The following is a 15,955-nucleotide window of genomic DNA, read 5'->3' on the forward strand; positions in this document are numbered from 1 at the left end:
TACGGACAAAAGTATAATGGTATAAAAACGTATTTGCAATATATAGCTTCGCCTATTATGCCAACATTTTGTTAGTAAAGGAGTGATTTCGTTGGTTCTCGGTATTTTAACTTCTCAGCCTCATTATGAGCAAACGTATTACACCGAAATCGCTAAACGCGCTCGGCTTTATCATAATGTCGTTGCCCAGTTTACGCCGTTTGGTATTGATCCTAAAACAGATCTTATTTCTGGTCTGATTTATGATACAGATACAGGAAAATGGAAAGAGCAAATATTCCCTATTCCTTCTTATATATACGATCGTTCTTCTTTTAACGAGGAAACAAACGTCGAAAAAGCAAAGTCAATTATTCGCTCATTACACAACCGTGCTTCCACTACCTTTTTAAACAACACACTCATTGACTTAAGCGAACTACATGATGTATTTCTCACGAATAAAAAATTATCTCCTTATATACCAAAATTTGAAATAGCAACGATACACAACGTTTTCAAACTGTTATTAAAAACAAAAGATATTATTATACGTCCTACTAACGCACATTCCAATGAAAGTTTGTACCGGGTCGTTTATAAAAATAAAACGTTTCATGTTGATACGATAAATGATGCCTACCATACTTCTACTCCAATTAAACGAACTGATGAATTTATATCTTGGTACAAATCTCATATACGATCAGCACGTTACATCACGCATACAATGCTGCAACCTCCAAATCAATTAACATACCCACTCCATATTCGAACCATTTTACAAAAAAATAAAGAACAGAAGTGGAACGTTATCGGTCAGTTTATACAAAAAAGTTCATTTCCGAATCAACTTTTACTATCGGCAACCGATGATTCCTCGCTGCATGCATTTTCAAAAATTAAATACGTACTATCTAGTACCGGTGTACAATTGTTACAAGACGCTTTACAAGACATTATAAATGAAGTGTTTCAAACGCTAGATGCATCTTATTCTTCATTATTCGAGCTAGAGCTTTCCACTATTATGGATCAAAAAGGGGCAATTTGGCTTATGTATGTCAACACGATTCCCCCGTACGAACATTACATTCGCCATAGTGATTCATTAGCCGAAAAAATATATCACGGACCATTAAAATTCAGTCGCTTTACACCATAATGAAAGGAGGTAAACCCATTTTGAAAGAGCACATATATACATTCAACATTTCAGACGAGAATCCAAATAGTATTACTTTACCTTATATTTTTTCCATTACACCACCAATTACATCCCTTTCCTTCGGCCTACGCCATGTTGCAAGTGAAGATGTAAAAATTCATTATTCCTTTACTCGCGAAATCATAATTGGAAAACAAATTGCTGAAAAACTTTTACTGCCTCATTCCACTACTATCCATGCATTCACACAAAATGAAACGATTATTTTCGGACCATTAATCGGGATTTTCACAACTGGTTTTAACGATGACGCTTCTAATCCTTTAGGGAACCGTTCCACATCTCTTGGCGAGTTACTAACTCCACCATTCACCTTACGACCATTTGTATTCGTTTTTGGTGTGCAACATATAGACTGGGAAGACGAAACAATTGAAGGGTATTTCTTTCAAGAGGAAAAGTGGATAAAGAAAAAAGTCCCTTTACCGAATGTCATTTACGATCGATTACCAAATCGGAAAGCCGAAAATTATAAACCGATCGTAAGAGCAAAAAGAAAGCTAGAGCATGACTATGCGATTCCTTGGTTTAACCCAGGGTTTTTTAATAAGTGGGAAGTACATCAACTTCTTATGAAAGATGAATCCATCATGCCGTTATTACCAAACACAGAAACATTTCAGCACTTCGAACAAGTGGAACGATTTCTCGGAACGTATAAATCAATTTACATGAAACCGATTCATGGTAGCTTCGGTAGAAATATTCATCAACTATTTTATTCTCAAGCAGAGAATTGCTACTACTGTCGTTATCGCGAAAATGAAGAAAATAAACTAAGAAAGTACCAATCATTAGAAACGCTTCTGAACCATGTGTTAAAAGGACATGATTTAAAAAAATTTATCGTCCAACAAGGTATTTCCTTACTTCGCTTCGATGGGCAACCTGTTGATTTTCGCATTCATACAAATAAAAATCATTTCGGCCAATGGATGGTCAGTGCAATCGTCGCAAAAATTGCTGGCAAAGGTAGCTTAACAACGCATGTAAATAGCGGTGGCGATACGAAATTGCTACAAGAACTTTTTCCTGATTCAACGAAACAAATTCAAATTGAAAATAAATTAAAACATACAGCCTTACAAATTAGTTACGCACTCGATGAACAAGTAACCGGAAATATTGGAGAAATCGGCTTTGATATTGGTTTAGACACGCAGGAAAACCCATGGCTCTTTGAAGCAAACTCTAAACCAGGGCGAACTGTATTCCAAGATGCCAAGTTAAAAGAACAGAGTGAACTAACGCGCCAATTATTTTACGAATATGCCATCTACTTAACTGAACACTCTTTGCGCGATACAAAAGAAAAAATGTCTCAAATAAAATCAGAGACTTCCTCAAACAACGAGCATATTCCGTCTCCTATGATTCACTCACAAATACAAAAACAAAAACAAAAACTTCCACCTCATTCATAAGGTGGAAGTTTTCTATTTACACAAGTTTTACTACAACCTCTGTTTCCACGTTACATACTCCGCAATAAAAAATATGATTGCAATATTCATTTGAATTATTATGTGTCAATCCATCTACTGCACTTAATAATTCTTGGTCCATATACGCACTATAATCGTCTATGTAATCTACAGCCTTCCCATAATCTTGGAGTATACTTTGGCAATTTTGACAAGAATATGTTTGTGATTCTAATGCGTTGCAAAACGGGCAAATTCCCATCACGATTCCTCCATACTTTATCTGATTGAAGAGAGCATCTAGCTATGCATAGGGGAGCAGTCACTCAAAATAGAACTATAAGTGTAATAAGTCATACATAAGAAGTTAATGATTTGCCCCAAAATATCGGGATACAAAAAGAAAAATATATTTCATATCGCTCTTAGTTTTACCTTCTTTCTAAAAAATAAAACGATTACTCTTATTTCATAATTTACGAAATCACTAAGATTTTTTTACAAAATTTACAAATTATTATTTCGTATATCTTTCTAGGTAACATCCATACTATGAGTACAAACTTAATTACCGATGGATTAGCGCCAAACGGGGCGATAATCTGGTTCAACTCCAGCTAGTCCAACCAAAAAAATTTTTATAACTCTAAGGAGGATATATTCCTATGGCAAACCAAAATTCTTCAAATCAATTAGTAGTACCAGGAGCAACAGCTGCAATCGACCAAATGAAGTACGAAATCGCTCAAGAATTTGGTGTACAATTAGGAGCAGATTCTACAGCTCGTGCTAACGGTTCTGTTGGTGGCGAAATCACAAAACGTCTAGTTGCAATGGCTGAGCAAAGCCTTGGCGGATTCCACAAATAAATATATATGGCAAAAAGGTCTCAAGGCATATGCCTTGAGACCTTCCTTCATTTATTGCAACATTTGTAAAAACTTCTTCGTACGTTCTTCTTTTGGATTTGTAAATACATCTTCTGGTGTACCTTGTTCGACAACGACACCGCCATCCATGAAAATAACACGGTTCGCAATTTGATGTGCAAAGCGCATTTCGTGCGTTACAATGACCATTGTCATGCCTTCTTTAGCAAGCTCTTTCATTACTTTCAGAACTTCTTGAACGAGTTCAGGATCAAGCGCTGACGTCGGCTCATCAAATAGTAACACTTCTGGTTCCATTGCAAGCGCGCGAGCAATTCCAACGCGCTGTTGTTGTCCGCCTGATAATTGGAACGGATATAAATCCACTTTATCTGCTAGACCCACTTTTTCAAGGAAATAGTTTGCTTTTTTCTTCGCTTCTTCTTTCCCCATCTTTTTCACTGTAACGAGCCCTTCCATTACATTTTGAAGTGCTGTTAAATGCGGGAATAGATTATGGTGCTGGAATACCATACCTGTTTGCGTACGAAGGTTGACAATATCTTTCTTCGTTACTTTTTGAGAGAAGTTAAGCTCTTTATTACCGATACGAATATGACCAGCGTTTGGCGTTTCTAACACGTTAAGACAACGCAGGAATGTCGTTTTACCAGATCCAGACGGCCCGATAATAACAACAACCTCGCCCTTCTCAACTGTTAAATCTATATGCTTTAGTACGGTATTATCTCCGAAACTTTTTTGTAAGTGCTGAATTGAAATCATAAAAACAAAAACTCCTTTTGTAAAAGGATTATTTTAATGTATAGCGTTCTGAACGCTTTTCTAACATCTGTTGTACGATTGATAATAAGAAACAAATAACCCAATAAATAAGACCTGCTTCAAAATAAACAATTAAAAACTCATAGTTCATTGCCGCAATTTCCTGCGCTTTTCGGAACATTTCTGTTACTAAAATTAACGATGCTAATGAAGTATCTTTCACTAAGCTAATAAATGTATTCGAAAGCGGCGGAATTGATACGCGCGTTGCTTGTGGTAAAATAACACGTTTTAACGCTTGCGGATATGTCATCCCAATTGTGTAAGCTGCTTCCCACTGCCCTTTCGGAATGGAAAGGATAGAAGCACGAATAATTTCAGATGCATACGCACCGACATTTAATGAAAATCCAACAACTGCTGCTGTATATGGCTCAACTTCAATATTAAGAGTTGGCAGACCATAGAAAATAATAAATAACTGTACAAGAAGTGGCGTTCCGCGAATGATAGATACATAGATACGAGCAATCCATTGTAAAATACGACTACCTGAAATACGTGCAAGCGCCGTTAACGTTGCCAGTATAAGACCGATAATAAATGTAATAAGCGTTAATGGAATTGTCGTAAAAACAGCTTCCTTCAGCATAGGCATGAAGGAAGTCTGCATAATATCCATCCAAGTAGACAATCGATCTGAAATCAATGCACTACTTAGATACATTTTCACCAAACCATTTTTTCGTTATTTTGTCATACGTACCGTCTTTTTTCATATCTTCTAACGCTTTATCTACTTCTTGTACAAGCTTAGTGCTACCTTTACGGAATAAGAATCCACTTTCTGAAGCTTCTTTTTCTGTATCTACAATTTTAATTTTCGCATCTTTTTTCGTTTCTAAATAATTTAACACTGATAATTTATCATTGATTGTGAAATCAACGCGCCCTGAAGCTAATAGTTCTGCTGCTTGGCTAAATCCTTCTACACCAACGATTTCCGCACCGTTTTTCTTAGCAATATCTGCATAGTTACTTGTTAAAGATTGTGCTCCTTTTAATCCTTTTACATCAGCAAATGTAGCAGGTTTATCTTTATCTTTTGCGATAACTAATGCCGCTGAAGATGAAACGTATGGTTTAGAGAAATCATATTTCTTTTGACGGTCTTCACGAATACCAACTTCGTTTGCAACCATATCGAAACGTTTTGCATCTAAACCAGCAAGTAAGCTATCCCATTGCGTTTCTTTAAATACAGGTTTTACACCTAAACGTTTTGCAACTTCTTCTGATAGTTCAACGTCAAATCCAGTTAATTTATTGCTTGAATCGTGGAACGTAAATGGTGGGTATGTACCTTCTGTACCAATTACAAGTTCACCGCTTTGTTTAATCTTTTGTAACGCGTCTTGACTAGCTGTATCTTTTTTCTCTTCTTTACCGCAGCCGGCTACAATCCCGATCGCTAATGTAGTTACTGCAAGCACTGAAAATAATTTCTTCATGATGGTAATCCTCCAAGTATTCTGATAGGAATTTAAAAACTATATTGATTGTATGCAATCTTGAACAATTTTTCAATGAAAATGTTCTTATTTAGTTTATCCTTTTTCTTCATAATCAAACAAAAAGGAAAAATAATGCTACATACAAAAAATAAGTAACATTTTTTAATATAGCATTTATTGTACGAAAGGTAAAATAATACTTCTTATTTAATTGCCGTGATTCACTAAAAAAAGAACTTGTGAAAATCACAAGTTCCTCCCCATACCTATTAAGCGCTCTGATTCCCTTCCATTTGCGTTTTGTACATATCGTAATAACGCCCGCGCTTTTTCATTAATTCATCATGAGACCCTTTTTCTAAAATCGTCCCTCTATCAAGCACGATAATTTGATCTGCACTTTTAATTGTTGAAAGACGGTGGGCAATAATAAATGTCGTTCTTCCTTTTTTCACAACTTCTAGCGCTTGTTGAATCATCGCCTCTGTTTCTGTATCGATACTAGATGTCGCTTCATCTAAAATTAAAATGGCTGGGTCAAAAGCGAGCGCCCTAGCAAACGATATAAGCTGACGTTCTCCGGTTGAAAGTGTACTTCCTTTCTCCGTAATTTCTTCATTTATATTGTTCGCAAATCTTTCAGCACCTACATCACGCAATGCTTTTACGATGCGCTCTTTTGAAATTTTTTCATTTTCTAAACTAACATTAGATGCTACTGTTCCGCTAAATAAAAATGGATCTTGCAGTACAATTCCCATATGTTCACGAGTTGCTTGTTTCGGCATCTCTTTTACGTCATGACCGTCAATTGTAAGCTTTCCTTTTTCAAACTCGTAAAACTGAAAGAGTACATTCATAATGGAACTTTTTCCTGAGCCAGTATGACCGACAAGTGCGACTGTCTCGCCTTGTTTCGCTTCAAATGAAATATTTTTTAACACTTCATCTTTTCCATTATAAGAAAACGACACATTATCAAACTTCACATTTCCTTGTAAGCGAGGTATACGTTCTTCTTCTACTGCTTCCCCTTTTTCCTCTAATAATTCAAAAACACGTTCTGATGCAACGCGCGATTGTTCTAAGTTAGCAAGCTGATTCACCATATTTGTAATCGGTGAGAATAATCGTGTTAAATAATCAACGAACGCATATAGTATCCCTAGAGAAATGACGCCTGTAGCACTTAATGAAGCACCGCCGAAATACCAAATTACTCCTGTGAAAGCGATATTTCTTAATACACCTACTAAGTTATGCGAAGTTGCTGCATTTAAATTTAAAATTTTATTTTGATACTTAAAATAATCGCCATTTAATTCTTCAAATTCTTTTTTCGTTTCACGCTCTTGACGGAACGCTTGAATAATTGGCATCCCTTGAATGGATTCATTCACTGTTCCGTTAATATCAGATAAACGAGAGCGCATTTTATGATTGTATACAGACGCATACTTTCTATATAAAATAGCCCAAACAATTAAAATTGGGATGATGAGTAAACATAACGTCGCCAATTTTACATCAAGTAAAAATAGCGCAGCGAATATCCCAATAATATAGATGATACTTGAAACGAATGTTGCAAGCACCGTTACATATAAATCACGAATGGCCTCTGTATCATTCGTCACACGCGACACAATTTTCCCTGCTGGTAAATGATCAAAATACCGAATCGGCAACGTTTGAATATGAGAAAAGACATCTTCCCTCATAATTTGAATAATTTTGTTCGCTGCTTTCTGCAAGAAAAATTGCTTTCCGTATGCAAATAATGAAACGACTACTAATAAAGCAAAATAGCCTCCACCAAGTAATAATAGTCTGTTTATTTCTGGTTTATAAAACGCAAACACTTCTTCTTTCGTTAATGCTTTCGCTTTATACACTTGCACCGCCTTACCATTTTGAACGGTAATCATATCACCTTTTACAGTCCGTGACCCTTCTAGATTTACTTTATTCGGTACAAAGTAATATTGAAAACCGACTTGCATCACGCGTACTTCTTTTCCTTTTTTCTCACCTTCCTGGAAGCGATCGCTTCGCTTATAAAAGGCGCCATTATACGAAACAGCCTCTTCACTCTTTTCTGTTTCATACCAAGGCTTCTCTATTCCAACGATATGATCGTCAATCATCGTTTTCGCGACGAAAGGACCAGCAAGCTCTGCGATGACGAAAATAAATAACATTAGCATCGCTGCAAAAATCGTCCCTTTTACTTTCATTGCGTATTGAAACAATCGTTTTGAAACGCTCATATTTTCACCCCACTATCCGCACTTTCACTTTCACCCTGTTGTCTTTCAAACTGTTCCGCATACCAGCCTCCCTTTTGAATAAGCTGATCATGCGTACCTTCTTCTATTACTTCTCCTTCATCCATCACGAGAATCCAATCCGCATGTTGTACGGCAGATAAACGGTGCGTCGTAATAATCGTCGTCTTTCCGCTTCTTTCTGTTCTTATATTTTCAATGATCGCTGCTTCCGTACGAGCATCAACAGCTGATAAAGAATCATCTAAAATTAATATTTCCGGATTTTGAATAACAGCTCGTGCAATCGAAATCCTTTGTTTTTGCCCTCCTGATAAAGAAACACCTTTCTCTCCGACGAGCGTTTCTAACCCTTCTGGTAAAAACTCTAAGTCTTTTTTAAACGCTGCAATTTCAATCGCTTTCTCGAGTTCCTCTTCAGTCGCTTCCCTATTTCCGAATAAAATATTTTCTCTCGCTGTTTTTGAGAATAAAATATGTTCCTGCGGTACATAACCAATCCACCCAAGCACATTTTCATTCGTCATTTGATCTAACGTCACATCAGAGACTGCAATATCTCCATCTCCAAGCGGATATTGGCGAAGAAGCTGACGTACGAGCGTCGTTTTTCCGCTTCCTGTTTTTCCAACAACCCCAAGCGTTTCCCCTTGTTTTAATGTAAACGAAACCTTTTTTAAATTTGTTTCAGTTGATGAAGGATATGAAAAGGTAACATCATCAAATTGAATATAATCCGGCTCTTGTACAAGCTTTGGATGTTTCGGATCCTTTACATCTGGTTCATACGCTAACGTTTCATTTACACGGTCGAGTGACGCATTTCCTCTTTGCATAACATTGATTAATTCACCAATTGCAAACATCGGCCAAATCATCATCCCTAAATACACGTTAAAGGAAACAAGTTCACCAAGTGTCACCTTTGATTGAAATACAAGATATGCGCCATACACTAAACCAATTAAATAACTAAGACCGACAAGCATTTTCACAGTTGGCTGGAATAGTGCATCAATTCTAGCTACTTTCATATTCTTTTCGTAGACGTCATCTCCTAATTGATGAAATCTTTCCTGATCTGCATTCTCTTGTACATACGCACGAATAACACGCACGCCAGCAATCGATTCTAATACTTTATCGTTCATATCACCGAACGCATCTTGCGCAACTGTAAATCTTTCATGCAATTTCTTTCCATATATATTCATCGCATACGCCATAATTGGAAGCGGTATAAGTGCCGCAAATGTAAGCTCCCAACTAATTGTAAATCCCATCATAAAGACAATCGTAAGCATATATAAACTCGAATCAACGAGCGTTAATATACCGAAACCAGCTGTCATAGCGATTGCTTTTAAATCATTTGTCGCTCTCGCCATTAAATCACCAGTACGATTTTTTTGATAAAAAGTCGGCGTCATCTTAAGTAAATGCCCCATAAATTTAGAGCGCATCGTTTTCTCAAGCACGAATGCACCGCCAAACAATTGATGTTGCCATACGAAAGTGAGGCCATATCCAACTATCGTAACCCCAATTAAAATAAGAATAGACTGTATAATAGCTTCGTTCGATAACGTTCCTGTTTTTATATTATCTATCGTAACCCCTAACACTTTCGGGGGAATAACTTCAACTATATTCACAATTAAAAGAGCTCCAATGGCGATACTATATCTCCTCCAATGCTCTTTAAAAAACCACTTTAACTTTAGTAATACTGAAAACAATGTAATCTCTCCCTTCTCGTTCTCGTTTATCTCTCATTTCTTTATCCGCTATCCAGACCCATTACATTTACATTTCGTAACCCATACAATCTCATCACATTTTTCCACCTTCCAAAGTTTTATTTAGTAACATGGAAAATAAACAAAAAAAAGCATACCGCCGCTTGACGATATGCACAAAAATGCATAAAAGCGTACGTTACGATATACGCAACGTACGCTTTTTATAAGACAAAAATGCCCTATATATCCGCACGGGTTGCGTAATGATATAAATGTTTTCTGCCATTTAACAGAGCTAAACCCATTACATTTACGATTACAATCATTACGCACACCCCCTTCATTTATTTTCCATTTATAATCTTATAACTTTATTGAGTATTCTGTCAATTGTTTTTTTACAAATTGAATAAAAATATATGATCCATCATTTCGAAATAAGGGAATGTTCTGTAAGAAAGGGCATACAAAATAAAAACTTCATAAGAAATCGTTTTCACAAATATTTCATTTGAAAAATGTTATCAAACCCCATACAATCACCTTATACTCACTCTTACAAGTTGCTATTTTAGGAGGACTAATCATGACAACTAGCAATACGTACAAATTTTATTTAAATGGAGAATGGAGAGAAAGCTCTTCAGGAGAAACAATCGAAATTCCATCTCCATACTTACACGAAGTAATTGGACAAGTACAAGCAATTACTCGCGGAGAAGTAGATGAAGCAATTGCATCTGCAAAAGAAGCTCAAAAATCATGGGCGGAAGCTTCTCTACAAGATCGCGCAAAGTATTTATATAAATGGGCTGATGAGCTCGTAAATATGCAGGATGAAATTGCCGATATCATTATGAAAGAAGTCGGTAAAGGATATAAAGATGCGAAGAAAGAAGTTGTTCGTACAGCTGATTTCATTCGTTATACGATCGAAGAAGCTTTACATATGCACGGAGAAAGCATGATGGGCGATAGCTTCCCGGGCGGTACAAAATCAAAACTTGCGATTATCCAACGCGCACCACTTGGTGTTGTATTAGCAATCGCACCATTTAACTACCCAGTAAACTTATCTGCTGCAAAACTTGCACCAGCATTAATTATGGGTAACGCTGTTATTTTCAAACCAGCCACTCAAGGTGCAATTAGTGGTATTAAAATGGTTGAAGCACTTCATAAAGCTGGTCTTCCAAAAGGCCTAGTAAACGTAGCGACAGGACGCGGTTCTGTAATTGGTGACTACTTAGTAGAACACGAAGGTATCAATATGGTATCGTTCACAGGTGGTACAAACACAGGTAAACATTTAGCGAAAAAAGCTTCCATGATTCCACTTGTATTAGAACTTGGTGGTAAAGATCCTGGTATCGTTCGTGAAGATGCTGACTTACAAGATGCTGCAAACCATATCGTAAGCGGTGCATTCTCTTACTCTGGTCAACGTTGTACAGCTATTAAACGTGTACTTGTACACGAAAACGTAGCAGACGAGCTTGTTGGCTTATTAAAAGCGCAAGTAGCTGAACTATCAGTTGGATCTCCAGAACAAGACAGCACAATCGTTCCATTAATCGACGATAAATCTGCTGACTTCGTTCAAGGTTTAGTTGACGACGCTGTAGAAAAAGGTGCTACGATTGTTATCGGTAACAAACGTGAGCGTAACTTAATTTACCCAACATTAATCGACCACGTAACTGAAGAAATGAAAGTTGCTTGGGAAGAGCCATTTGGCCCAATCCTTCCAATCATCCGTGTTTCTTCAGATGAGCAAGCAATTGAAATTGCTAACAAATCAGAGTTCGGCTTGCAAGCGAGTGTCTTCACAAAAGACATTAACAAAGCATTCGCAATTGCTAACAAAATCGAAACTGGTTCTGTTCAAATTAACGGACGTACAGAGCGCGGCCCTGACCACTTCCCATTCATCGGTGTAAAAGGTTCAGGTATGGGCGCACAAGGTATTCGTAAGAGCCTTGAGTCTATGACACGTGAAAAAGTAACTGTATTAAACTTAGTTTAATCTTATACAAAGAAGCTGATCTAGTTTTAGATCAGCTTCTTTTCTATATACTTCCAAAAAACAGAGTATTTCGTTCTACTTCCGATTTGGTTTTCCAAACCGAACTAAAACATGCCATAATAATTTTAATTCCTGAAGCACTTCCTCATAAGTTCCACGATCACTCCAAGATAATGGATTGTGTTTCAAATCCGCTACAGCAGAACCGATTATATTTGCATCGATACAATTATGTCGTGCAATACGTCTTGCCAAAGATGGCATTTTGGAACCTCTAAAATCCATTGGAACTTCGTCTACCGGCAGTACAAAACCCATGTGCCAATACAAATCAATAGCATACTTCAGGCAAATTTCTTCTAAAGTTCTTCCTACATCCGTACCCTTAAATGAAGGATCTACAACAAGAGCTTCCACGTCTTCTTTAAGAGAAATCTCTCCATGAACTTGCGCTTCAATATAATGATTAAGATTACGGGCTGGCTCTTTGCTTACTAAATCTATAAACGGCCTTTCCATGTTAGCCAGTAAATGATTAACTAATCTTGTTGGAGTCAAATTCCCTTCACCAATTGCACACTCTCTTACGAATGTCTCTTCCAAAAGAGCAGCTAAAATCATATCAAACTCCTCATAAGTCCCCTTTTCTTTTGGATCTTGATGCGAATCTAAATACGTATATGTAGAGCGAGAAGAAACTTTTGGAGATAAGAGAAAATAACATGATCCAAAACGCGGAGCCGGCCCATCTGGATGTAACATCAAATTTAGCGCCCCATACTTTGGCCGTTGATCATTCGTTACACCTTCCAATTGATATGCTCCTCCAAATATTCTCTGTTCCCAAAGGTCACGTTCACCGCCAGGATAAGCAGATACGCTTCCGTTAGATAGCAATGTTTCAAACTGACTTTTATATATTCCTTGCTCAAACAATGCTTCAGCAACACTTTTCATACTCGAATCGAGTCTGTCTGGATGAAAGTGTAAAGCGATCCTTGCATGAGATTTTAAGTTAGCCACAGCTTCTTCAAATATTTCATCTGTAATATTACACATGTTAAGTATATGATTAATTGTTGCTTTCGCCTCACGTTTTTCGTTCTCTGCATATTTTGAAATATACTCTAAAGCAAATAATTGAGACCTTGATAATTCCATAATCCAATCTCCCCTTTAATTGAAATGACCTTAATCCTTTCAATTAAAAGTGCATTTTTTCCTTCTTATGCAACTAACCTAGTGTATTGAACAAAAAGTACTTTCATACAGTCTAATTACAGATGCGAGCATTCTTTACGGGTAAATCCACACATTCTACAGAAATGTGATATCCTAGCCAACGCTCAGCAATATGTTCAAATGATAAGGCAGAGCCTGTTGTAAAAAATCGATGCTCAGGATTCAGATTGTCAGACAAAATTCCTTTGTGCTGTAAAATTGTGCTTAACTCTATCGCTGTTTCTTCTGCAGAACTAATAATCGTTACATCCTCTCCTAGTTCCTTTTTAATATAAGACTCTAAAAGTGGATAATGCGTACACCCAAGAATTAACGTATCTATATCTTCTTTCGTTAATGGCAGTAAAGCTTGTTTCACTTGCTCGGTTACATATGCTGTATCTTCTAATTGATTTTCTACAACTGTAGCTAAGGTCGGGCACGCATGACTATGCACTTTCAAATATGTATCAAGCTCATGCAATGCTTTTTCGTACATATTAGATTTTATCGTACCTACAGTTCCAATTACTCCGATTTCCCCTTTCTTCGTCACTTTAATTGCCGCTCTTGCTCCTGGATGGATAACGCCAATAACCGGAATAGAAAGTGCTTCTTGCAGCGCAGTCAATGCAGCAGCTGCAGCAGTATTACATGCTACAACTAGAGCTTTTAACGGAAACTGTTTGAGGAACTCAACCATTTCAAATACGAAAGATTGTACCTCTTCTACACTTCTTGGCCCATACGGACAACGCTCATTATCACCAATATAATAAATGCTCTCTTTAGGCAATTGTCTTATAATTTCGCTCGCAACTGTTAATCCCCCAACTCCCGAATCTAACACACCTATTACTGAATGTTTATGACATACAGACATATACTTCATCCCCTTTTCAATCATCTAGCGCCAACAACATTTATTATATTATGAAAATTCAATATTACATAATAATCCCTCTTACTTTTAATCACAAACTCTTCTCTATAATCTGATTATTATTATATCCATTGACGTATAAAAATTCATTTGTTACTCTTAAATACGTTAAATTAATATTTAAATCCTCATTCGTATCTCGGTGAGGTAGAGGTTGCAGTCATTAAGAGTATCATTTCAGGAGATGTAGTGGCATTGATGAACGAATGAGAAAGGAATGATTGCCGAAGTAAGCCCGTGTCCACCATGCACGCTTGCTGGGTCTGCTACTTAATAAGTGCAGAACTGTCACAAACGTTTCGTTTGTGGAGAGCTATCGAGAGGTATGTCGTGGGTTTCTTATAAGATAGAAAGCATGTAGCGGCAAATTACGTGCTTTTTTTGTTTTGTTTGGGACTTCTCTTCCTGACTCAGGAAGACATACATATCTCCTCGCTTGACTTGGTTATACTAACTTTGGAGGTATTTTCTATGCAACAAAAAAAATGGGGCTTTTGGGTACTCACAGCTTTCGTTGTCGGTAACATGGTTGGCGCTGGTATTTTCATGGTGCCAAGTACGTTGGCACAAACAGCAAGCCCTCTCGGTGTCACTTTAGCTTGGTTAACAACAGGGTTTGGTGTTTTAATGCTAGCTCTTGTTTTCGGTAATTTAGCAATTCGTCGTCCTGATTTAACGACAGGGCCACAAAGTCATGCATATGCTTTATTCTCAACACCAAAAAAGAAAAAAATGGCTGGTTTCAGTATGGTATGGGGATATTGGGTTGCAAACTGGGCAAGTAACGTTGCCATCATTACATCATTTGCGGGATATTTATCACTCTTCTTCCCAATTATGAAAGATACACGACTACTATTTTCAATCGGTTCTTTTAATGTAGAAGTCGGAAAACTAATTACATTTACGATTTGTTCCATCTTACTTTGGGGAACTCATATTATATTAACAAACGGTGTAAGCGGAGCTGGAAAGCTAAACTTCTTAGCAACAACAACGAAAGTAACTGGATTCCTATTATTCATCGTCGTTACATTATTTGCATTCGAAGCTTCTAAGTTTGGACAATGGTACACACCGATGATCGATAAATCAGGTGTATCACACGGCCTTCTTTCACAAGTAAACTTAGCTGCTCTTACGACGCTTTGGGCATTTATCGGAATTGAATCAGCGGTTCTTTTATCAAACCGTGCTGTTTCTCCAAAAACGGTAAAACGCGCAACAGTTGCGGGATTACTTATTACAGTTGCGATTTACTTAGGAATTACAATTTTAACAATGGGTGTACTTCACATTGATAAATTACAAGCTTCTGAACGTCCATTAGCAGATGCACTAAACGCTGCAATGGGTCATGGCGGCGGGAAACTGATGGCATTACTTGCTCTTACTTCCCTATTCGGTTCCATCTTAGGCTGGATTTTATTAAGCTCAGAAGTACCATATCAAGCAGCAAAAGAAGGTTTCTTCCCTTCCTTCTTCACAAAAACAAACAAAAAAGGAAGTCCAATTTATTCATTACGATTAACAAACATTATGTCGCAAGTGTTCTTATTCTCAACATTATCAGGAACAATTGCGGAAGCTTATACATTCGTTATTACTGTATCGACACTGGCCTACCTCATTCCATATCTCGTTTCACCAATCTTCCAGTTAAAACTAGTCGCAACTGGTGAAACGTATAAAAATGAAATGCGGGCAAGAATTACAGATGGCATAGTCGCAGTGATTGCACTTTGCTACGCACTATGGGTTATTAAAACAGGAGCAGCCGATATAAAAACATTCCTTCTCGGAATTGGTTTATTCGTAATCGGCTTTGCCTTCTATCCATTAATGAATCGTGATCAGAAAAAAAATAACGAAAAGAAAAACGGGCAAGTTGCATAACGCAATTTGCTCGTTTTTTCTTTTCCAAAACATATATAA

General features: G+C 37.1%; 13 protein-coding genes and 1 riboswitch. Of the genes, 5 read left to right on the forward strand and 8 right to left on the reverse strand.

The genetic code is table 11. The features are described 5' to 3' along the window. Positions 1 to 91: 91 nt before the first annotated feature. Positions 92 to 1,144 (forward strand): YheC/YheD family protein, encoded by a 1,053-nt coding sequence (locus tag ACTFNE_RS21780; RefSeq protein WP_270705329.1) that lies wholly within the window; start codon positions 92 to 94, stop codon positions 1,142 to 1,144. Between the two features lie 20 nt (positions 1,145 to 1,164). Continuing rightward, entirely contained in the window at positions 1,165 to 2,631 is a 1,467-nt protein-coding gene (locus ACTFNE_RS21785; RefSeq protein ID WP_270705330.1) for a YheC/YheD family endospore coat-associated protein, read from the forward strand. Positions 2,632 to 2,647: 16 nt separating this feature from the next. Here ACTFNE_RS21785 and ACTFNE_RS21790 read toward each other — a convergent pair whose 3' ends face one another. Next, entirely contained in the window at positions 2,648 to 2,893 is a 246-nt protein-coding gene (locus ACTFNE_RS21790) for a hypothetical protein (protein WP_270705331.1), read from the reverse strand. Between the two features lie 403 nt (positions 2,894 to 3,296). Here ACTFNE_RS21790 and sasP point away from each other — a divergent pair, with 403 nt between their 5' ends. Continuing rightward, positions 3,297 to 3,500 carry a small acid-soluble spore protein, SasP family gene (gene sasP / locus ACTFNE_RS21795; protein WP_000013338.1) on the forward strand — a complete coding sequence of 68 codons (204 nt, stop codon included), beginning with the start codon at positions 3,297 to 3,299 and terminating at the stop codon, positions 3,498 to 3,500. A gap of 51 nt (positions 3,501 to 3,551) precedes the next feature. On the opposite strand, the gene ACTFNE_RS21800 is transcribed toward sasP, so the two are convergent. The 5 genes from ACTFNE_RS21800 to ACTFNE_RS21820 all read right to left on the reverse strand — a co-directional run bounded on the left by ACTFNE_RS21800 (position 3,552) and on the right by ACTFNE_RS21820 (position 9,827). Then, on the reverse strand, positions 3,552 to 4,286 hold the full coding sequence (locus tag ACTFNE_RS21800) for an amino acid ABC transporter ATP-binding protein (protein WP_000623601.1): 735 nt from the start codon (positions 4,284 to 4,286) through the stop codon (positions 3,552 to 3,554). 28 nt (positions 4,287 to 4,314) lie between these two features. Next, entirely contained in the window at positions 4,315 to 5,013 is a 699-nt protein-coding gene (locus ACTFNE_RS21805; protein ID WP_002170323.1) for an amino acid ABC transporter permease, read from the reverse strand. Then, positions 5,000 to 5,797 carry an amino acid ABC transporter substrate-binding protein gene (locus tag ACTFNE_RS21810; protein WP_000732860.1) on the reverse strand — a complete coding sequence of 266 codons (798 nt, stop codon included), beginning with the start codon at positions 5,795 to 5,797 and terminating at the stop codon, positions 5,000 to 5,002. Before ACTFNE_RS21810 ends, ACTFNE_RS21805 begins: the two co-directional genes overlap by 14 nt. Positions 5,798 to 6,069: 272 nt before the next feature. After that, the gene (locus tag ACTFNE_RS21815) at positions 6,070 to 8,070 is read right to left on the reverse strand and encodes an ABC transporter ATP-binding protein (protein ID WP_270705332.1); all 2,001 of its coding nucleotides are present in this window, start codon (positions 8,068 to 8,070) and stop codon (positions 6,070 to 6,072) included. Further along, entirely contained in the window at positions 8,067 to 9,827 is a 1,761-nt protein-coding gene (locus ACTFNE_RS21820; RefSeq protein ID WP_046198829.1) for an ABC transporter ATP-binding protein, read from the reverse strand. The genes ACTFNE_RS21815 and ACTFNE_RS21820 overlap by 4 nt, the downstream gene beginning before the upstream one ends. Before the next feature lie 589 nt (positions 9,828 to 10,416). On the opposite strand from ACTFNE_RS21820, the gene gapN reads away from it, so the two are divergent. After that, positions 10,417 to 11,856, forward strand: coding sequence for an NADP-dependent glyceraldehyde-3-phosphate dehydrogenase (gene gapN / locus ACTFNE_RS21825; protein ID WP_000213630.1), 1,440 nt, complete (start codon positions 10,417 to 10,419; stop codon positions 11,854 to 11,856). Between the two features lie 75 nt (positions 11,857 to 11,931). Here the strand turns inward: gapN and ACTFNE_RS21830 are convergent, their stop codons facing one another. Both ACTFNE_RS21830 and racE read right to left on the reverse strand, forming a co-directional pair. Beyond that, positions 11,932 to 13,017: a DUF3626 domain-containing protein gene (locus tag ACTFNE_RS21830; protein WP_074533142.1), complete on the reverse strand. Its 1,086-nt coding sequence runs from the start codon at positions 13,015 to 13,017 to the stop codon at positions 11,932 to 11,934. A 112-nt stretch (positions 13,018 to 13,129) separates the two neighbouring features. Next, positions 13,130 to 13,960: a glutamate racemase gene (gene racE, locus ACTFNE_RS21835; RefSeq protein WP_000109652.1), complete on the reverse strand. Its 831-nt coding sequence runs from the start codon at positions 13,958 to 13,960 to the stop codon at positions 13,130 to 13,132. 200 nt (positions 13,961 to 14,160) lie between these two features. Next, positions 14,161 to 14,344: riboswitch (Lysine riboswitch) on the forward strand. Between the two features lie 147 nt (positions 14,345 to 14,491). On the opposite strand from racE, the gene ACTFNE_RS21840 reads away from it, so the two are divergent. Further along, on the forward strand, positions 14,492 to 15,916 hold the full coding sequence (locus ACTFNE_RS21840) for an amino acid permease (RefSeq protein WP_001186312.1): 1,425 nt from the start codon (positions 14,492 to 14,494) through the stop codon (positions 15,914 to 15,916). The last annotated feature ends 39 nt before the right edge of the window (positions 15,917 to 15,955 follow it).

It is taken from the genome of Bacillus cereus group sp. MYBKT111-2 (genome assembly GCF_051915205.1).
Taxonomy (GTDB): domain Bacteria; phylum Bacillota; class Bacilli; order Bacillales; family Bacillaceae_G; genus Bacillus_A; species Bacillus_A paranthracis.